Source organism: Acinetobacter sp. 1294243, from assembly GCF_000588015.1.
Classification (GTDB): domain Bacteria; phylum Pseudomonadota; class Gammaproteobacteria; order Pseudomonadales; family Moraxellaceae; genus Acinetobacter; species Acinetobacter pittii.
In genome coordinates this window covers 106,269-124,837 of record NZ_JFXG01000001.1, presented here as the reverse complement: position 1 = coordinate 124,837, position 18,569 = coordinate 106,269, and the positions used below count along the sequence as shown (strand labels likewise).

Below are 18,569 nucleotides of genomic sequence, written 5' to 3'. Positions count from 1 at the left end.
TATTCTATTTACTGGCGCTCACGCACAGAGTACAGACCCAATTTCCGTTGTAAGGGCGCTTCATCTGCAATAAACAAATAGCATGGTTGATCTGAGGTATTGATTAAATCAATATGTGAAAAACATGGTGCACATGCCGTATCAGCTTTATTTAAATTGAAATCTTTCTGATCAATTTTGACTTGGAGCTGACCGTCAATCACATGAAAAATTTGGGCAGTAGAGCGTGGTTGGAGCTGTAAAGTTTCATTTGATCTGAGCATTAAAGCGGAGTAACCAATAATATTTTGGCAGTCATTACCAGTTTCAGGATTGATGTAAGTCACCTGAATTGGGGCTTGATGGTTTTTATCATCGGCAAGCGCATGCAAAACTTTTTTGGTTTCTTTCCAAGAGTAGCGCATGATCGGATACGAGGCATTTTCACGGGTAAAATGTGCTGTTGGTACAATGCCCGTTCCATAATGATGAGCATTTCCAGCACTGGTCACTTTTTGAATTTCACCCGGTTGTACATAAGAAGCTTCCATGTAATAAACCAAAGGTAAATCCAGTACATCTAACCAGATCACAGGCTCATCGCCATCATGTCCATGTTCATGCCAAAGCCCTGATGGTGTAAGGATTAAATCCCCATGCTCCATCATGCATTTTTGACCTTCAACAGTCGTATACGCACCTTTACCCTCAACAATCAGACGTACTGCATTTGGGGTATGTCGATGTGATGGTGCCCACTCTTTTGGCAATAAAAGTTGCATGCCAAGATACATGACCGAACTGGCTTTCATATTTTCCAGACCATGTCCGGGATTAGCTAAAACCAATACACGGCGTTCAGCTTTTTCAATTGGTGTTAACTCACCTGCTTCGAGCAATAAAGGTTTAATATTCTGAAAATACCAAGCGGTTGCTACGGTCTGCGGCATCGGTTTATGCGGAGGTAATACATTGCGTAAACTTGGCCATAAAGGGACTAAATTTGATCCTTCAAGTTGACCAAGATAACGTTTCGGTAAGTCATCTAGCGTTGCTAACTGTTCCATTTCAGATCCTCTATTTAAGGCCAATTTGCACAAGAATGCTTTGTACTTTTACGGCCTATTCTTCCTTGATCATCAATGTAACAATCGAAAATTGTTGAATCCATGCACAAAAAACAATAGTCTGTATTGATAAAATCAATACAAGGATATTAAAAAGTGTTTGATCTTGATACTCGGCTTTTACAAATTTTCTTTGAAATTTATAAACATAATAGTGTGTCTAAAGCTGCCGAACAGCTTGAAATTGGACAACCAACTTTAAGTATTGCTTTAAATAAATTACGTGAGCACTTTCAAGACCCACTTTTTGTCCGTATTGAAAATAAGATGCAACCTACTGAGTTATCTAAACAAATATATCCGCTGGTTGTAGAAATTCTGAACCGACTAAAACTGGTTCAAAACTACAATATTGAATTTGATCCACAGACCTCAAATTATCAGTTTAAAATCAGCATGACAGATATTAGCCATCTGGTTTTATTACCTAAACTGATCAATTATTTACGTGCCCATGCGCCTAACATTCGCCTAGAAATTGTTCCCATTGATGCCAATACACCAATCATGATGTCAAATGGTGATATTGATTTAGCCATTGGTTTTTTGCCTCAGCTTGAAGCAGGTTTTTATCAGCAAACACTTTTCCAGCAACGTTATATTTGCATTGCCAGTAAAGAACACCCGAGGCTTATAAGCACAACGCTTTCAGACCAAGAATTTCGCCAAGAACTACATGTTGATATTTTCGCAACGGGTGGGCACTACGTGCTGGAGCATGAGTTACAAAAACTGGGAGTAAACCGAAATATTCTAGTTCGCTTGCCAAGCTATTTAGGGGTTGGCTTGGTTGTTCAAGACACAGACGCGATTGCGACTATTCCTCATTATTTAAGTCAGGTGCTTTTAGTCAGAGGTGGTCTAAAAGTTTTAGAACCGCCTTATCATTTTCCGACTTATAGCGTAAAGCAGCATTGGCATGCACGAGTTCATCAAACACCAAGCAACCAATGGTTAAGGAGAGTATGTTTTGAACTTTTTTCTGAATAGAATATTTAATCAGACACTATTAAAATCTAATAAAAATAAAAAGACTTTGAGTAGAGGGATAAATTGCTCCACACAAAGTCTTTATAAAATCTTTTTTAATTAATCCAAATTCATGGCAACCGCTCTGGTTGCTTTACGCTTTCGCGTGACGAACAACCCACAAACAACCACAAGCGAAGTTACACCTAAAGATAAAGTGGTTTCATAACTATATGCTGGCGATAAGAACATATAAGCTAACACACTTAAAATAATAATAATCACAAACCAAGTAAGCCATGGGAATAACCACATTTTAAATGGTATTTCGGCTCCAGCTGCTTCTAACTTATGTCTTAAACGTAGTTGTGAGAACGCAATAACTAAGTACACCAGTAAAGCAATTGACCCTGTGCTTGAAAGCAATAAGCCAAATACTTTTCCAGGGAATACATAGTTAATAACACAACATACTAAACCAATAAAAGTTGAAGAAAACACAGCTATTGCAGGTACACCCGTATAATTGATTTTAGTTACGGCTTGTGGCGCTTCACTACGAGTGCCCAAACGAAATAGCATACGAGAGGACGTATAAATCGCAGCATTCATACAACTCGCAACGGCGATAAACACGACCGTATCAATGATGAGTTTAGTGCCCGGTACGTTCAAGCTCATTAAAACGTATTGGAATGTCCCGTATTTCTGTAAGTCCGGTGAACGCCAATCGACAAGTGAAACGGCAATAAACATTGAGACCACGAAGAAAAGAATAATGCGGTACAACACGAGGTTCGTTGCACGTCTAATTTTCTGTTTAGGGTTTGATGATTCTGCTGCGGCAATTGAGACAATTTCTACGCCAAAGAATGAAAATGCCGTAATTAAAATTGCCGATAAAATGCCTCCCATACCGTGCGGCATAAAACCAGCATTATTGTATAAATTGGCAACACCGCTAACATTTTTAGCTAAAGGCCAAATACCTGAAATTGCCAAAATACCAATAATAATGAAACCGATAATGGCAACCACTTTAACTAAGGAAAACCAGAACTCAAACTCACCAAAACTTTTGGTACTAAAAAAGTTGGCTAAGCTTAGGAACACAATAAAACAGAACGCATAGATAGAAACTGAAACGTTCGGAAACCACGAATGTAAAATTTCAGCACCTGCAATGGCTTCTACAGGAATCGCAAGCACCCAAAACCACCAATATAACCAACCAATGGTAAAGCCTGCCCAAGGGCCAATCGCTTTACGAGCATATGTAGAAAATGAACCAGTGTCTGGTTCTAAAACGGCCATCTCACCTAACATTCGCATGACCAGAAATACCATAATGCTGGTAATCAGGTATGCAAGAATCACTGCTGGTCCGGCCTTGGCAATTGCAGAAGATGAGCCTACAAATAAACCTGCACCAATAACACCGCCAATACTAATCATTGTGATATGGCGATTTGAAAGTCCTTCGCCTAATTTTTTTGTTGTATCATTATTCATATTTCAATCCTTAAAAATATATCTATAAAAACAATCTATTACATGTTTAAAATCCTACGGTAATGAAAAAGGGAAAACTTATTGTTTTCCCCCTTGTTGCAATAATTAATTTAAAGTTGGCATTGAAAATTGTTTTGCTTCACGGACCTGAGCAGACGGCCAACGTTGCGTAATGGTTTTACGGCGTGTGTAAAAACGGACACCATCTGGACCATAAGCATGTAAATCACCAAACAATGAACGCTTCCAACCACCAAAACTATGATAAGCAACAGGTACCGGTAAAGGCACATTAATACCCACCATACCAACTTGAATATGGCTACTAAAATAGCGTGCTGCTTCCCCATCACGGGTATAGATACAAGTACCGTTGCCATATTCGTGGTCATTAATGAGTTGCATGGCTTCTTGCATAGTATTCACACGCATAACTTGCAGTACAGGACCAAAAATTTCTTGTTGGTAGCTGGTCATGTTCGGCGTGACTTGGTCAATTAAAGTCGGTCCAACGAAGAAACCTTTTTCATAGCCTGCCGGTTTTGCATCACGACCATCTACCACAATTTTAGCGCCTTGCTGTTCTGCACTTTGAATATAGGCTTGTACCTTGTCTTTATGTGCTTGGGTAATAAGTGGCCCAAAGTCGTTGCTTGCATCTGCATAGTTGCCGAACTTCAATTTTTTCATTTCTTGAGTCAGCTTATCAATCACGACATCGGCAACTTCATCACCAATCGCAACTGCTACTGACAATGCCATACAACGTTCACCTGAAGAACCAAAAGCTGCACCTAACAATGAAGTGACTACGTTATCAATATCGGCATCAGGCATAATAATCGCGTGGTTTTTTGCCCCACCTAATGCTTGGCAACGTTTGCCCGTGGATGTTGCAGTACGGTAAATATATTCAGCAATTGGTGTTGAACCCACAAAGCTAACCGCCTGAATACGAGGATGATGCAATAAGGCATCTACCGCTTCTTTATCACCATTCACCACGTTAAACACGCCGTCAGGTAAACCCGCCTGCTTTAATAATTCTGCAAGGTATAAAACCACAGAAGGCGCTTTTTCAGAAGGTTTTAAAATAAAGCAGTTACCGCAAACCAGTGCCATTGGGAACATCCACAAAGCCACCATGGCCGGGAAGTTAAACGGTGTGACCCCAGCCACAACACCTAAAGGTTGGAACTCGCTCCATGAGTCGATATCTGGACCGACATTTTTTGAATATTCCCCTTTTAAAAGCTCTGGTGCACCGCAAGCGTATTCAACATTTTCAATACCACGTTGTAATTCGCCTTGAGCATCATGAGAAATTTTACCGTGCTCTTGTCCAATCAAAGCGCAAATCTTTTCAGCATTTTGTTCTAATAATTGTTTGAACTTAAACATGACACGCGCACGTTTAATGACTGGTGTATCTCGCCATGCAGGAAATGCTTGTTCGGCTACCTGAACTGCTTCATTTACCGTTTGAGCATCTGCAATTTCGACTTCTTTACTAATTTCACCCGTCGCAGGATTGTAAACTGGCTGTTTTCTTGCCGTTTTAGATACAATTCTTCCTTGAATGAAATGCCCTAGCACTTTTTTGGCTTGTTCACTATGCGTACTATTTTCAGTTGAAACTTCTTCATAGCTAAAATCTTCTAGGCCATTTGTCATTGTTGTTACTCCTTACTACAATTAATTTTCAGATCAAACTGTATTTTTCATTTAGATTTTGAAGATGGGTCTGTTGGCATTACAGACCTCGGTAAAATGCCTAATAAACCTTAATTCACTTGATAAAGTGCATCGCCAACAGCATTCAATAAGCGGTCAATATCTGCTTCTGTACTGTTAAACATTGGGCCGAACTGAAGCGTGTCGCCTCCAAAGCGAACATAGAACCCTTCTTTCCAAAGTTTCATACCAAGCTCGAAGCCTCGGATTGTGGCATCGCCATCACGTGGTGCTAACTGCAAAGCACCTATCAAACCACAATTACGAATATCTAAAATGTGCGGCGCGCCTTTTAAACCATGCAGCATTTTTTCAAAAGTTGGCGCTAATGCCGCAGATTGAGCTAATAAGTTTTTCTTCTCTAAAACTTCAAGCGTAGCTAAAGCAGCCGCACAAGCGACTGGATGCGCCGAATAGGTATAGCCGTGGGTAAATTCAATGGCATGTTCAGGTAAGTCTTGCTGCATAAAGGCTGAGTAAATTTCATGGCTCCCCCCCACACCACCTAAAGGAATGGCACCATTGGTTACTTGTTTCGCAAAGTTCAAAATATCTGGTGTTACCCCAAAATATTCTGCGGCAGTCCATGTTCCTAGACGGCCAAAACCAGTAATCACCTCATCAAAAATTAACAAGATGTCATGCTGATCACAGATCTCTCTTAAACGTTGTAAATAGCCCGTTGGCGGTACAATACAGCCCGCCGAACCAGAAATAGGTTCAACAATTACGGCTGCAATATTTGAAGCATCGTGTAGCTCAATTAACTTAAGCATTTCATTGGCAAGTTCTATCCCACCTGTTTCTGCACAACCTTTGGTAAAAGTTAAATTCGGCTGCAAGGTATGCGGTAAATGGTCTACATCCATAAGCTGACCAAACATTTTACGGTTGCCACCAATACCGCCTAAGCTTGTTCCCGCAACGTTTACACCATGATAGCCACGTGCACGACCAATCAATTTGGTTTTACTTGGTTTACCTTTAATACGCCAATACGCACGTGCCATTTTGATCGCCGTATCTGCCGACTCTGAGCCCGAGTTGGTAAAGAAAACATGTTGTAATTTTTCAGGCATGTGTTGAACAATTTTATCTGCCAGCTTAAAAGACAATGGATGACCAAACTGAAAAGCTGGTGAGTAATCGAGCTGACCTAATTGTGCACTTACCGCTTGTTGAATTTCAGGAAGCGTATGACCTGCACCACAGGTCCATAGACCTGAGAGTGAGTCATAAATTTCACGACCAGAATCATCAATTAGGTATGATCCTTTTGCGCCCACAATCATGCGCGGATCTTTAGCAAAGTTCCGATTTGCAGAGAAAGGCATCCAGTGTGCCTGATAATTTATGTGCATATTATTATTAGTTTGAACCGCATCCAATGTATGCTCTGAGTCGCTGAATTTATCCGTATCAAACATAACCATTCCTGTTTATTTTCAAATTATGGTTTTGAGTGTACATAGCGTGATAAGTTTGATAAATTCAAATTATCTTGAGTTTAGATTTAAAAAAACAAAACTAAATGAAACCTAAAAAATTAAATCAAGTTACTGATTTTGATATTAAATTACTTAAAATATTTAAAACGGTTTGCGACTGTCATAGTTTTACATCTGCAGAAAGCATTCTTGGCATTAGCCGTTCTGCAATTAGTTTGCATATGAGTGATTTAGAAAATCGTTTAGGTATTCGGCTATGTCAGCGAGGCCGTGCCGGATTTGCCCTGACCGATGAAGGACGGAAAATTTTAGAATATATAGAAGTGCTTACGGCAGCCATTGAAGACTTCCGCTCTAAAGTCAACCAAATGCATAACCGCCTTAAGGGTGAGTTTAATATCGGTATTATTAACAATCTTGTGACTATGCCTAGAGGCTATATCACCAATACGTTGACCCAACTTGCAGAGGAACATGCCGAAGTGATTATTAACATTAGTATGAGCACCCTTTCAGATATTGAATGCCGTGTGCTCGATAACCGTTTGCACGCAGGCGTTATCCCCCTTGTGACGCCATTGTCTGGTCTAGACTATTTCGATTTATATAGCGAGAGTTCATTTTTATATTGCGGCAAAAATCATCCGTTGTTCAGCCAGTGCAGCAACATAAATCTAGATGAGTTAAAAACATGGCAAGCAGTCCTTCCTAATTATGCCATCACACCAGAAGCAGCAAAGTTGCACCAACTTTTAGACTGTAAAGCGACGGCAAGTGACCGTGAAGGAATTGCATTTCTGATTTTAACTGGAAAATTCTTGGGTTTTTTACCCGACCACTATGCAAAAAAATGGGTTGAAGATGGTTTTATGCAAGCTGTTTCAAAAGAAAAAATGCATTACAGCACCCCCATTTGTTTAATTACTCACAAAGGCAAAAACCATAATATTATTTTAAAAACTTTTATGGAGATGCTTGAGAAGCGGATTGTTGCGGGTTAAAAATCTTTGTTTTTTAATTTATTGAGCTCAAACATTGCATTTTTATATTCAAGGTATGCTTTTTCACTAATTAGAACCACAGCATCTTTCTCTTTTCGTGTAATTTTTACGGCGTAACCTAACAGCACTCTTTCCATGACCTTTGAAAATTGTGATCTTGCATTAGCATAATTAATTTGTTCCACAATATTAGTCCTTCTCAAATAAAAGAAAGCCACTTCTGATATTAAAGTGGCTGTGATTACATTAAAAATTGTATCGACCTAATAAGTTGATTCGAGATAGTTTCCCTTCTAAATCTGAAAATGTTTCTCTCTTCCCATAGGTGTATTCAACACCGAGATCGACTTTCTCAACAGGCGTCCAAAATAAATTGACGCTTGCATTGATTAGCCTTTTATTTTGATCAGGATTATTTTCTGAAAAATTTGAATCTTTATAGATAAGACTACCAGCAGACAAAGAAGAGCGTAAATTTTCATTCCATTTGCGTAGATACCCTAACTCAATAGAATCAAATTCACTTAAATACATCCGATTTTGATCAAAGTAGAAGGCATCATTATCTTTTGAATAAAGCATGTAACGGTTATCGCCAGCGATGTGATAGTAATTAAACACAACTGAGTCATTTTCGGAAAGCTTATACTTTGTGCCTAATCCAGCACCCCAAGCAAGTTTAGTTTGCTCTTCATTCGTGTCAGAAACTGCTCGATTTTCATGAAGCATGCCATGCAATTGAACCAAAAAATCTGGATTTTTAAATTCATATCGCATGGTTAATGCAGGAAAACGGCTTCCACCTTCTACATTTTTATTTTCAACATCACCGCCTTCCAAAGCGAATAATAATTTTTGTTTGGCATCAACGATGTGCTGATAACGGATTTGAATATTACGCTGAGTTCCTGTGCCCATCGCACCTGTAAAATCAACCAAACTTGGAGCTGTATCACTATTCACAAAAGGTGAAGTCGTCTGACCAATTAACCAATTTCCTAGTGAAATATAAGCGTGTCTAACCCGAACCGAACCATTACCGTTATCTCCACCACTTCCCATGAAGTCGGCTTCTAGCTTTCCAACCAAATCTCCTTTCGAGGTGGGCTTAACAATATCCACCCCTACACGTGAAGTCGCGGCAGAAACATTTAATGATTTGCTTGTTGAGTTTGAATTATCTAATGGTATTGATCCTGTCTTATTCGCAATTGAACGCGTTGAACCTTCAAAATCATATGCAGCATCAACACGTATATTTCCATAAAATTTAATTTTAGTCTGTTCAGCCGAAACAGGCTTGTCAGTGTTTGATGTTTTGTTTTGACTCAATTCAGGTGCTTTATTCAATCCGCTATTTTGATTTAAATTCTGCCTCTCCATGAGATAATCTATTTGCTGTTGTAGTTTAATTATTTTTTCATTTAGCGCTGAGTTATCTTCGCTTTCAGCTTTGGCTTGCTGCAAAGTAATACTCATTAATAATGATAAAGAAATTATCCCTTTATATTTCATGTCCTTTTCCTTTAGACGAAATCACATAGACCGAATTGAAATTTCCTATTTTTCAATCAGTAAAATAATGATTATTGAATTAACTTTAGATAGGCTAACGAAGCTCAATCATTGACTTCGCTAGTTCCCTTTGTGTTTGAATGGTTTTGAATAACCTTATTCCGGTAATTCACATCCTTTTTGTTTTAAGCTGTTAATCACCCAACTACGATCATTTTCACCTACGGCGATTTGCTCTAATTGCTTTTGTTCAGCGGCATGTTTGGCGCTTGCTTTCAGATAAACTTCTTCAACTTCTGCATAAGGCACGCTTAAAAGCCCATCTTCATCACCTAAAATTAAGTCTCCCGGTTCAATTACCATTCCATTGATTGCGATAGGGACATTAATTTCCCCCGGTCCGTCTTTATAAGGTCCTCGATGTGATACTCCTGCTGCAAAAAGTGGAAAATCTCCCTCTCCAATGACAACTGAATCACGAATAGCGCCATTAATAACGATGCCAGCTATACCTTTCTTAATAGCATACGCAACCATCATCTCTCCAATTAATGCATTGGTTAGATCGCCACCAGCATCAACCACAATGACGTCTCCCGGTTGGGCGATATCAATAGCATAGTGCAACATCAAGTTGTCACCCGGACGAGCCTTAACTGTAATGGCAGGCCCACAAAGATATCCCTTTTTATGCATTGGTCTTAATTGAGCCCCACCTGAAGTCATCCGGTTCATTGAATCACTTACATTAGCGACTGGTAGATCTCGATATTGCTCAATCCATTTTTGCTCAACTTTTCTGTCGTTTTTTAGCACTCTAAAACCAATTGCCATAACTTTTCCCTTACATCAGTTTTCTTGTGCAAATTAATATGACAGTATTTTTTTGAAATGTCATTTCATTTTTAATTAAATTTAAACTAAATTTGAGCTGAATTTCACTCAATTTTTAAATTTAGTTTTTACTATTGACTATTTTTTTGAAATGACGTTTTAATAATGTGGATTATTAAGGACGTATTTTGCTCAAAATACTTAAATGGAGTGCAAGTCAAAATGAAACGTAAAGTTCTTATCACGGGGCCAACATTAACTTCAGATGCGTTACTGTATGCTCAGTCCCATGATATTCAGTTGATTCCAACTGAACCCTACATGGCAAAAGATGAAATGGAAAAACTCATCCATGATGAACAACCTGATGCAATCATTGTTCGAACAGGCAAACTTTCTAGAGATATGATTTTTGCTTCTGATAATTTAAAAGTGATTGCAAAACATGGTGTTGGGTTTGACACAATTGACACTCAAGCTGCTGCTGAACGAAAAATTCCTGTCACTATTGCAGTAGGCGCAAATGCACAATCTGTTGCCGAACACGCTTTTGCACTCATGTTTAATGTTGCGCGACAAGTCACATGGTTAGACCAACGTATTCGAGAAGGTCATTGGGACAAAGCAAGTGCAAATGGCGTGGAGTTATATGGTAAAACACTGGGCTTAATTGGTTTAGGGGCAATCGGTAGCATACTCATGAAGTTAGTGGCTCCCTTAAACATGAAAGTAAAAGTATATGATCCGTTTTTACAAAATTTGCCAGAGCTCGATTATGTAGAACAGGAACACGACTTTGAAAAACTTTTAGAAACCAGTGACATTATTAGCCTACATTGCCCACTTACAGCAGAGAATAGACACTTATTTTCTCATGCCCAATTTGAAAAGATGAAACGCTCAAGCATCTTAATCAATACCGCACGTGGTGAATTAATTGATCAAGCTGCATTAGTTGATGCATTAAAAAATAATAAAATTGCTGGTGCAGGTTTAGATACCTTTTCTTCAGAACCACCAGAAAAAGATAATCCACTATGGGAATTACCTAACTTGGTTGTGACTCCCCACATAGGAGCAAACACAACAGATTCACGTAATCGCGTCGGTCTTTTAGCACTTGAACAGATTGTGAGTATTTGGGATGGCCAATTACTAAACCCACGAGCTATCGCTAACTGGAAGTTACTCAATAGCTAATCATGGAACTCAATTGTTTCTAAGCTTTTAGATGCGAGAACAATTAAAATACTGAATATAAAAAAGGATTTTTTTATGTCTACAGAATATTCTCAAGTAAGTGCGATTGAACGCGAAACGATGCGCAAGGTGGCGTGGCGATTACTGCCTTTTTTAACACTTTGTTATGTCATCGCTATTATTGATCGTGGCAATATTGGTATGGCTTCATTACAAATGAATGAAGACCTTGGATTAACAGCTACTGCTTTTGGTTTTGCCAGTAGCTTATTTTTCTTTGCATATTTTCTATTTGAAGTACCCAGCAACCTCGCCATGCAAAAATTTGGAGCAAAAGTATGGATTGCTCGAATTATGGTGACGTGGGGAGTGATTACAGCCGCAACAGCATTCGTTGAAAGCTCTACATCATTATATATTATGCGATTCTTACTCGGTGCTGCCGAAGCAGGCTTTTTCCCTGGTGTAATTTTATATTTAACCTATTGGTTGCCTGCAAACTATAGAGCCAGAATGGTTGCAATATTTATGGTGGCAATTCCAGGTGCAAACTTTATCGGTTCACCACTATCTGGACTTTTATTATCGCTAGATGGCTGGATGGGCATGCGTGGGTGGCATTGGCTATTTATTTTAGAAGGTATCCCTGCCATTTTATTAGGTATTGCCTGCCTATTTGCACTCACAGATCGACCAGAACAAGCAAAATGGCTCAATAGCGAACAAAAAGCTTGGTTAGTTGAAAGATTACAGTTTGAACGCCAACAAAAAACCCCAATTGGCCATATTTCACTATGGCAACTTTTAAAGAATAAATATATTTGGTCTATGATCATTATTTATTCTGGTGCTTCTGCTGCTGGAAGTACAATGAGTGTTTGGGCACCACAATTAATTAAATCATTTGGTTTGAGTAATTTAGAAATCGGTTTAGTAAATGCGATTCCTTATGGCTTAGCTTCTATTGCAATGATTTTTTGGGGTCGTAGTTCTGATCGTAAAAATGAACGCCGTTGGCATACAGCAATCACACTATTGATGATCTCATTTGGTTTATTAATTGCTTTGTTCACGTCTTCACTTATTGGCACAATCTTTTTACTCAGTATCGTATTAATTGGTGCTTATTCTATGAAAGGTCCTTTCTGGGCTTTAGCATCCTCATGGATGTCACCGACTACAACGGCGGCAGGTCTAGCAGCCATTGGTGCATGTGCTAATTTAATTGGTGGCGGCATGATGGTGAATATCTATGGCGCAATTCATGATGCAACAGGAAGCCACGCTATTGCCTTACTTCCACTTGCAGCCTTAAATCTCGTGTCGGCTATCATGGTTTTCGTTATGTCTAGAAAGAAAGCTGTTTTGTTTAGCCAACCACAAAGTACTTCGTAAATAGCATACATAAAAAAGGGGCTAAATCATTAGCCCCTTTTTTATATCTACAATATTAGAATTAATTACGAATACTCTTACCACCTAAACTTTTGGTCAAATCATCTGCAATTTTGAAGAAAAAATCCCCCACAGATTTTGCAATTTCCGCAGTAAAACGACTTGATGGCCCCGAAACGACTAATGCTCCAACCACATCATTTTGAGCGTCAAATACTGGCAATGCCATTGAAGCAGCATGTGGTTCCGTTACACCCGTTGAATAAAAAGGTTCAGTTCTCGCTAAAACTTGTTCGTGTGTTGATCGCAATGCTTGAGCGCCTGCCGCCCCATCCATTGGTCGAACTTCGCCCGGCTGAATATGAACACGCAGTCGATGGGTAGAGTTCACTCTATATTGGCAAAGACGATATGCCCCATGTTTAACGTAAAATGAAGCAGTTTCACCAGTTTCATCAACAAGTTGCTGTAAACACGGCACCACATGTCTTTCTAGATCTAAAGCATCTTGATAAATTGTATTTAAACGCATAACTTCGCTGGCAAGCGTATATCTGCCATCCGAAAGACGGTTAACAAAACCAAAATCTTCTAGCGAAACGATTAAGCGCATGATGGTTGCTTTATTTAATTCTGTTCGTTCTGCGAGTTCTGCTAGGGTTAAAGATTTATCACCTATTCTAAAAGCAGTTAACAAAGTTAAAAGGCGATCAGCCGATGCATTTCCGCTTGTTGCTGGGTGAGGTTTAATTTTAACCATGTTTTTCCTACAATAGCTTGATATCAATTTTAATGTATTGAATTAGGTTTTTAACTTTACCATATTTCTTATATTTTAATTCTATCTCTAGACAGCAACTTCTTTCATTTATCAAAGTACTTAAAATATGAAGTATAGCCTCATTATTAGTATGCTTTACGACTAACAATGAGAGCTATATTAATTTCAATTTTAAGCGTGTATTACGCCTCTATCTTTTTGTTTTTACTACTTGACTTGAATAGATAAAATATAAAGCAATCCCTAGGCAGATTAGCGCTCCTAATCGATACGGTGAAAAAGAGAGCATTTCATTACCAAACCAGCCAAAGTTATCAATCAAGATACTCATCAAAAGTTGTCCAAAAATTACAGCTACCGTAGCTACGGCAGCTCCAATTCTTTGCATGGCCATTACCATAATGACAATATACGGCACTCCACACATAGCACCCAACAACTGCCATTTGGGAACATCTAACAAGGTTAAGGTTTGTTTAGGTTCAAAGTAAAAAATAAGGAGTGCTGTAATTAAAGCACCGACCGAGAAAGTCAAAAAAGCACTACGAAATACACCAACCTTAGCTCCAAGTTGACCATTAATTGCAGCTTGCACACTCAGTAAAGCACCACCAATGACGGCGAGAAGAATCATTAAAATTGTCATGCGCGTCTCCTATGCTTTTGCGACAAGTACAAGTGCAACAACAATAAAGATGAGTGCCAAAATTCGTTTACGGTCTACCTTTCGGTGTGGAGTCCCCAACAAACCATAGTGGTCGATGATCAGACTTTTAGACACCTGCCCCGCTAAAATGCCTATCATCGTCATGGCAATACCGATAATTGGAGTGGTAATGGTCAAAATAATGACGTAAGCAGGGCCAAGAACACCACCGAGTAATTGCCAAGAAGGAAGCGTAAAAAATGAAGGACTATTACGTGGACTAAAAAACAGCATGAGTAAAAAGGTAAGTGCTGCACCCACGCCAAAAATACTAAACGTGGCCCACAACTCACCCACCTCCTTTCCTAACGGCCCTAAAAGCCCTGCTTCGACCGATAGCCCCATTCCCCCTAAAATCGTTAGGAGTAGTAATAGAATTTGCATCTACATTGCCTCTTCTGTATCTAGGCAACGAATACTAAAGTAGCCAATTCATCAGAAAAACAGCATAATTCATGAATCACTTTTGCAGAAATTGCACAAATGGATTTAACAAATTCGATTGATATCCGCACGCTTCGCTTCTTTATTAGTGTTTATAACGCACAAAACTTCTCGAATGTAGCGCGTAAAGAAGATGTGTCTGCATCTATGATTTCTCGAACCATCCAACAGCTTGAAGATGCATTGGGACAGCAACTTTTCTACCGTAATACGCGAGCAATCACACCGACCGAATCGGGCAAATTATTTTTTGAATATGCAAAAAGAATTACCGAACAATTTGATGAAGCACAAAAGGCATTACAAGATAAAACTATAGAGCCATCCGGACTCGTCCGAATTAATGCCCCTATGTTTTTTGGTCAACGGCATATTGCGCCGTGGTTGGCAGGTTTATCAGAACGTTATCCAAGACTCTTAATAGAACTAATACAAACCGATGAATTTATAGATCCGTTACGCGAAAGCACCGATTTAATATTTCGCATTGGAACGCTGACCGACTCATCATTTCATGCACGTATTTTTGGTACACAAAAGTATCATTTGGCCGCCTCTCCTCAGTATGTTGCCGAATATGGTGTTCTTGATCAGCCAACAGAACTTAATCAACACAAATGCTTAGTCTATAAAGGTTTTGAAGGTCCTAACCGTTGGTTAGTGAGAAAGCCCAATGAAGAATGGATACATTATCCAATTACCCCCTTACTTTCTTCAAACAATGCCGAGAGTTTAATGACAGCTGCGCTTCATGGTATGGGGATTGTTTTATTTCCGGACTGGTTGATTGGCGAGGCTTTAAAACAAGGCGACTTAATCAAGCTTTTACCTGAATATGAAGTCGCGATTAAATCACAGCCCCAGCATATTGCAGCCATTTATCCAAATGTCCGCCATCCGCCACTCAATATTAGAGCAGTGATAGATTATTTTTCAGAAATCTATGGAGACACACCGTATTGGCAGAATTAATTTTTGATTTATAACAAATCTTAAAGACTAAGATGTATCAATGTTTTCCTATTCGTATACGAAAACTATGAGGACTTACATCCGTAATTTTAATCGTATATAGATATTTAAGCTGTTCTTGATCTTTTCTCATATCAATTTCAACTATCCCATCAGCTTTCTCACCAGTTATATCAACCTTATAAGAGTAAGCTGGTCGCTTAGGACTAGAATAATGGTCCGATCCAAAACTACGAATACTATAACTTTTAATTTCTCCAAATTTCTCACTTATAGTTTTATCGGTATATATCGCTGATTCAACTCTTTGAATATTTCCCTTATTGTTAACAACTAAATACCCACCACTAAAAATAAGAAAAATTACAATTAATAAAGCTATGTTTCGTTTTTTCTTCAAATCTTTAAATTCTATAAACATGTTATTTTAACGTTACTTAGAAGAATTAATTATACAAACTATAATGGCTTAATAGACCAATTAACAAATTTAATTTCAATTGGTAGATTTGGATTTTTCCAAAGGGATTGTATCTGTTCAACCTTCTTTAAATTTTCAATAGTAATTTTTCCTTCAACTTCTGCAACAATATTCCCATTTTTTCATTGTAGCTAACTGTTTGAATGGTATAAAAATAATTTTTTACAAGCTTTAGTACTTTATTTATCTGACTTCTAGCCTCTTCTTTACTTTCTTTAGCCCCGTATTGAATATCAATAGGCAGCTCACCTTTAGAAATTGCGTTTCCTACTACTATATTTCTCTTTTCATTCTGGCCATAACCTTTGACTCTGACCACAATTTTATATGTAGGCAAGTTTTCAATATAAATGCCAGCGATACGTCCTTTAAATTCTTCTTCAATAGCATCTAAGGCAGAGTTTCGGTTAGCTTCTAAAAATAATGCTTTATTTGCTTCTGCTGTGCTAACGCCATGCAATAAAGAATAACTATGGATGTCCTGCTCAATTCCTTCATTTGATGCAGCAAATGTACAAGATGATGAAATTAAAATTGTTAGCGCTAATATTTTTTTCATTTTTACCTTCTGGTCAAAAATAAGACTTAAATATAGCGATATATTGTTTATATAAAAACCAACCAAAATTGAGGCGAAAGCCAAATCCCCTAAAGATTTCCCTTAATATTTTATAAGTAAATATAATATTTTTAAGGAAAAGCTTGGAAATTACAGTTTCTAAAACAAAAAATTATAATCCGTTATTTTTTGTTTATTTTCTAAGTTAACCACACATACTAGCAACTATTCTTTTAGTTTCTGGGTTGATTACTATAGTGACTCTGTCGGGGCGAAATTCTTCTGTAACTGGCTCCCCAATGTAAGCACTTCGATAGACTCTTGCATTAGTCATCGATAGGATCTGCTTTTCTGTTAAATCAGTTTTACCTATGAGATTCTTAGCTTTAACTGGATCACAATCAAAAGACGCATCCCATTCTTTACTTTTGCTAGGTACTAGAGGCTTAGATTCTATCTTTTGTTGCTGTTCTTGAGCTTGTTTAGGAGCTTCAGCATTTAATACATTATTTGAGCAAGCTGAAAGTAGGCTTATCACAAGCCCCCAAAGAATATACTTTTTCATATTTCTAAATACTAATTATCTATTTAGAATCAATATATCATAAATTAGAAAGGTAACCCCCCGCCCACAGCCCATATAGCATAGGGCTTACTGTATTGTTATAATCTATTAATTTTTAAAATAAAATCAGTCAATTTCTTTTTAGCGTAAAGAATTGAAAGACAAATATCATACATCACAAAACTTGCTTAAGCGTGAACACTTCATCCATATTTCTAGAATATTTCTCCACTTTTTTCCCGCTCTATGTTGAAAATATTTTACCAAAATCCCCTCTACTCACCACAATTTAGTAATTTTTCCGTAGCCTTAATAAGAATATCAGTTGGGCTATTCTTTTTAACAACTGGTTATAACAAGCTATTTGTAGAAAAGAATCAGCAAATTATGTTGGATACTATAATTCATGCAGGAATACCATTTCCTGAATTCATGGCTGTCTTTGTGTCTCTTTGTGAGTTTGTACTAGGGCTATTGCTTACCATCGGGCTGTTTACTCAACTTTCTTGTTTGATCTTAATCTTTATTTGTTTTATTGCATTCATCACAGTAGGCATCTATACAATTCCATCAGGACTAGATTTAATAACTTGGACAAGTTGGTTTTTTTATATTCATGATCTGCTTTATATATTTATTCTAACTTTTATTCTTTCCAAAAAGCCTGATCCTTTAACTCTTGATCATTTGTTATTTAAAAATTATATGTAAATAAAAGTTCTGCTAATAATAAATCTTTAGCAGGACTTCCTATAGCTAAACATGTTCGACTAATAGAGACCAATTAACTGGTCTTTTTATATATAGATCACTCATAAAAAACCCACCGAAGTAGGTCATTTATATTCTATATAATAGCTGTTGCCATCAGAACTGTTGAAAACCATATTTAAAGTAGGGTAAATAAATTCACCTCTTAATAAAATATATTCAACTTTAGTTCTCTGAACTCTAGATGAATGATTGATTCTATTAGTATTTTCCTCTGTATAGTTTGCCTGTGCCCTTGTTTCTTTTCCTTGGTAATCAATAATTGTAATGTCTTTTAGCATTTATATGCTCCAATTTAATTAGACATATTATGCTTAACAAAATTTTTATACTATCAATATTTTGTAGGCAACTAATTTAAATTAATTTTTAAAATTTAATCATCTGTACATTGAGAAAATTTATATATGTGTGCTTTATGTACCCCTACTTGAAATTGAGATAGGATAATTTCTAGTTTTAAAGGATAAGACTCAACAGGTTACATATAATTGATTTTATTTACGAAATATACAGTCGAAATAAAGTCCATTTCTATGACATATCAACACATATCAGTCTTAAAACAACCGTAAT

At 37.6% G+C, this 18,569-nt stretch carries 20 protein-coding genes; 6 read left to right on the top strand and 14 right to left on the bottom strand.

The window, feature by feature from the left end; all coding sequences use genetic code 11:
* Positions 1-8: 8 nt before the first annotated feature.
* A complete protein-coding gene (locus tag J655_RS05555; protein WP_032052089.1) occupies positions 9-1,046 on the bottom strand; it encodes a cupin domain-containing protein in 1,038 nt (345 codons plus the stop codon).
* A gap of 156 nt (positions 1,047-1,202) precedes the next feature.
* Between J655_RS05555 and J655_RS05550 the strand changes: the two genes are divergently transcribed.
* Positions 1,203-2,096: a LysR family transcriptional regulator gene (locus J655_RS05550; RefSeq protein ID WP_017481082.1), complete on the top strand. Its 894-nt coding sequence runs from the start codon at positions 1,203-1,205 to the stop codon at positions 2,094-2,096.
* Positions 2,097-2,195: 99 nt separating this feature from the next.
* On the opposite strand, the gene J655_RS05545 is transcribed toward J655_RS05550, so the two are convergent.
* The 3 genes from J655_RS05545 to J655_RS05535 form a co-directional block, all read right to left on the bottom strand.
* Positions 2,196-3,587 carry an amino acid permease gene (locus tag J655_RS05545; RefSeq protein WP_032052088.1) on the bottom strand — a complete coding sequence of 464 codons (1,392 nt, stop codon included), beginning with the start codon at positions 3,585-3,587 and terminating at the stop codon, positions 2,196-2,198.
* A gap of 105 nt (positions 3,588-3,692) precedes the next feature.
* The gene (locus tag J655_RS05540) at positions 3,693-5,261 is read right to left on the bottom strand and encodes a CoA-acylating methylmalonate-semialdehyde dehydrogenase (protein WP_032052087.1); all 1,569 of its coding nucleotides are present in this window, start codon (positions 5,259-5,261) and stop codon (positions 3,693-3,695) included.
* A 110-nt stretch (positions 5,262-5,371) separates the two neighbouring features.
* Positions 5,372-6,754: an aspartate aminotransferase family protein gene (locus J655_RS05535; RefSeq protein ID WP_081403769.1), complete on the bottom strand. Its 1,383-nt coding sequence runs from the start codon at positions 6,752-6,754 to the stop codon at positions 5,372-5,374.
* 98 nt (positions 6,755-6,852) lie between these two features.
* On the opposite strand from J655_RS05535, the gene J655_RS05530 reads away from it, so the two are divergent.
* On the top strand, positions 6,853-7,770 hold the full coding sequence (locus J655_RS05530; RefSeq protein ID WP_032006240.1) for a LysR family transcriptional regulator: 918 nt from the start codon (positions 6,853-6,855) through the stop codon (positions 7,768-7,770).
* On the opposite strand, the gene J655_RS0104145 is transcribed toward J655_RS05530, so the two are convergent.
* The 3 genes from J655_RS0104145 to J655_RS05520 form a co-directional block, all read right to left on the bottom strand.
* A complete protein-coding gene (locus J655_RS0104145) occupies positions 7,767-7,955 on the bottom strand; it encodes a type II toxin-antitoxin system Phd/YefM family antitoxin (protein ID WP_000435195.1) in 189 nt (62 codons plus the stop codon). The genes J655_RS05530 and J655_RS0104145 overlap by 4 nt on opposite strands.
* A gap of 61 nt (positions 7,956-8,016) precedes the next feature.
* Positions 8,017-9,285: a DcaP family trimeric outer membrane transporter gene (locus J655_RS05525; protein WP_032006242.1), complete on the bottom strand. Its 1,269-nt coding sequence runs from the start codon at positions 9,283-9,285 to the stop codon at positions 8,017-8,019.
* Positions 9,286-9,441: 156 nt separating this feature from the next.
* Positions 9,442-10,119, bottom strand: a complete 678-nt coding sequence (locus tag J655_RS05520; RefSeq protein ID WP_005074259.1) for an RraA family protein — start codon at positions 10,117-10,119, stop codon at positions 9,442-9,444.
* Positions 10,120-10,329: 210 nt separating this feature from the next.
* Here J655_RS05520 and J655_RS05515 point away from each other — a divergent pair, with 210 nt between their 5' ends.
* Both J655_RS05515 and J655_RS05510 read left to right on the top strand, forming a co-directional pair.
* Entirely contained in the window at positions 10,330-11,319 is a 990-nt protein-coding gene (locus J655_RS05515; RefSeq protein ID WP_080973570.1) for a hydroxyacid dehydrogenase, read from the top strand.
* A gap of 75 nt (positions 11,320-11,394) precedes the next feature.
* Positions 11,395-12,714 carry an MFS transporter gene (locus tag J655_RS05510; RefSeq protein ID WP_032006243.1) on the top strand — a complete coding sequence of 440 codons (1,320 nt, stop codon included), beginning with the start codon at positions 11,395-11,397 and terminating at the stop codon, positions 12,712-12,714.
* A 61-nt stretch (positions 12,715-12,775) separates the two neighbouring features.
* Here J655_RS05510 and J655_RS05505 read toward each other — a convergent pair whose 3' ends face one another.
* The 3 genes from J655_RS05505 to J655_RS05495 form a co-directional block, all read right to left on the bottom strand.
* A complete protein-coding gene (locus J655_RS05505) occupies positions 12,776-13,474 on the bottom strand; it encodes an IclR family transcriptional regulator (protein WP_002113797.1) in 699 nt (232 codons plus the stop codon).
* 211 nt (positions 13,475-13,685) lie between these two features.
* Entirely contained in the window at positions 13,686-14,141 is a 456-nt protein-coding gene (locus J655_RS05500; RefSeq protein ID WP_119026717.1) for a DMT family transporter, read from the bottom strand.
* Between the two features lie 9 nt (positions 14,142-14,150).
* Positions 14,151-14,585 carry a DMT family transporter gene (locus J655_RS05495; protein ID WP_002113861.1) on the bottom strand — a complete coding sequence of 145 codons (435 nt, stop codon included), beginning with the start codon at positions 14,583-14,585 and terminating at the stop codon, positions 14,151-14,153.
* Between the two features lie 99 nt (positions 14,586-14,684).
* On the opposite strand from J655_RS05495, the gene J655_RS05490 reads away from it, so the two are divergent.
* Positions 14,685-15,617, top strand: coding sequence for a LysR family transcriptional regulator (locus J655_RS05490; RefSeq protein ID WP_032006244.1), 933 nt, complete (start codon positions 14,685-14,687; stop codon positions 15,615-15,617).
* A 37-nt stretch (positions 15,618-15,654) separates the two neighbouring features.
* Here J655_RS05490 and J655_RS05485 read toward each other — a convergent pair whose 3' ends face one another.
* The 3 genes from J655_RS05485 to J655_RS05475 all read right to left on the bottom strand — a co-directional run bounded on the left by J655_RS05485 (position 15,655) and on the right by J655_RS05475 (position 17,222).
* Positions 15,655-16,038, bottom strand: coding sequence for a hypothetical protein (locus J655_RS05485; RefSeq protein WP_005074246.1), 384 nt, complete (start codon positions 16,036-16,038; stop codon positions 15,655-15,657).
* A gap of 127 nt (positions 16,039-16,165) precedes the next feature.
* The gene (locus J655_RS05480; protein ID WP_050675379.1) at positions 16,166-16,657 is read right to left on the bottom strand and encodes a hypothetical protein; all 492 of its coding nucleotides are present in this window, start codon (positions 16,655-16,657) and stop codon (positions 16,166-16,168) included.
* Between the two features lie 205 nt (positions 16,658-16,862).
* The gene (locus J655_RS05475; protein ID WP_017481071.1) at positions 16,863-17,222 is read right to left on the bottom strand and encodes a hypothetical protein; all 360 of its coding nucleotides are present in this window, start codon (positions 17,220-17,222) and stop codon (positions 16,863-16,865) included.
* 246 nt (positions 17,223-17,468) lie between these two features.
* On the opposite strand from J655_RS05475, the gene J655_RS0104140 reads away from it, so the two are divergent.
* On the top strand, positions 17,469-17,933 hold the full coding sequence (locus J655_RS0104140; RefSeq protein WP_025468395.1) for a DoxX family protein: 465 nt from the start codon (positions 17,469-17,471) through the stop codon (positions 17,931-17,933).
* 125 nt (positions 17,934-18,058) lie between these two features.
* Here the strand turns inward: J655_RS0104140 and J655_RS0104135 are convergent, their stop codons facing one another.
* On the bottom strand, positions 18,059-18,274 hold the full coding sequence (locus J655_RS0104135; RefSeq protein WP_017481069.1) for a hypothetical protein: 216 nt from the start codon (positions 18,272-18,274) through the stop codon (positions 18,059-18,061).
* Between the last annotated feature and the right edge of the window lie 295 nt (positions 18,275-18,569).

Excerpts from the sequence above, each read along its gene's own strand:
- J655_RS0104135 (WP_017481069.1), bottom strand. The coding sequence starts at position 18,274 with ATGCTAAAAGACATTACAATTATTGATTACCAAGGAAAAGAAACAAGG.
- J655_RS05495 (WP_002113861.1), bottom strand. The coding sequence starts at position 14,585 with ATGCAAATTCTATTACTACTCCTAACGATTTTAGGGGGAATGGGGCTA.
- J655_RS05485 (WP_005074246.1), bottom strand. The coding sequence starts at position 16,038 with ATGTTTATAGAATTTAAAGATTTGAAGAAAAAACGAAACATAGCTTTA.
- J655_RS05530 (WP_032006240.1), top strand. The coding sequence starts at position 6,853 with ATGAAACCTAAAAAATTAAATCAAGTTACTGATTTTGATATTAAATTA.
- J655_RS0104140 (WP_025468395.1), top strand. The coding sequence starts at position 17,469 with ATGTTGAAAATATTTTACCAAAATCCCCTCTACTCACCACAATTTAGT.
- J655_RS05480 (WP_050675379.1), bottom strand. The coding sequence starts at position 16,657 with ATGAAAAAAATATTAGCGCTAACAATTTTAATTTCATCATCTTGTACA.
- J655_RS05475 (WP_017481071.1), bottom strand. The coding sequence starts at position 17,222 with ATGAAAAAGTATATTCTTTGGGGGCTTGTGATAAGCCTACTTTCAGCT.
- J655_RS05520 (WP_005074259.1), bottom strand. The coding sequence starts at position 10,119 with ATGGCAATTGGTTTTAGAGTGCTAAAAAACGACAGAAAAGTTGAGCAA.
- J655_RS05535 (WP_081403769.1), bottom strand. The coding sequence starts at position 6,754 with ATGGTTATGTTTGATACGGATAAATTCAGCGACTCAGAGCATACATTG.
- J655_RS05540 (WP_032052087.1), bottom strand. The coding sequence starts at position 5,261 with ATGACAAATGGCCTAGAAGATTTTAGCTATGAAGAAGTTTCAACTGAA.
- J655_RS05545 (WP_032052088.1), bottom strand. The coding sequence starts at position 3,587 with ATGAATAATGATACAACAAAAAAATTAGGCGAAGGACTTTCAAATCGC.
- J655_RS05490 (WP_032006244.1), top strand. The coding sequence starts at position 14,685 with ATGGATTTAACAAATTCGATTGATATCCGCACGCTTCGCTTCTTTATT.
- J655_RS05555 (WP_032052089.1), bottom strand. The coding sequence starts at position 1,046 with ATGGAACAGTTAGCAACGCTAGATGACTTACCGAAACGTTATCTTGGT.
- J655_RS05500 (WP_119026717.1), bottom strand. The coding sequence starts at position 14,141 with ATGACAATTTTAATGATTCTTCTCGCCGTCATTGGTGGTGCTTTACTG.
- J655_RS05525 (WP_032006242.1), bottom strand. The coding sequence starts at position 9,285 with ATGAAATATAAAGGGATAATTTCTTTATCATTATTAATGAGTATTACT.
- J655_RS05510 (WP_032006243.1), top strand. The coding sequence starts at position 11,395 with ATGTCTACAGAATATTCTCAAGTAAGTGCGATTGAACGCGAAACGATG.
- J655_RS05505 (WP_002113797.1), bottom strand. The coding sequence starts at position 13,474 with ATGGTTAAAATTAAACCTCACCCAGCAACAAGCGGAAATGCATCGGCT.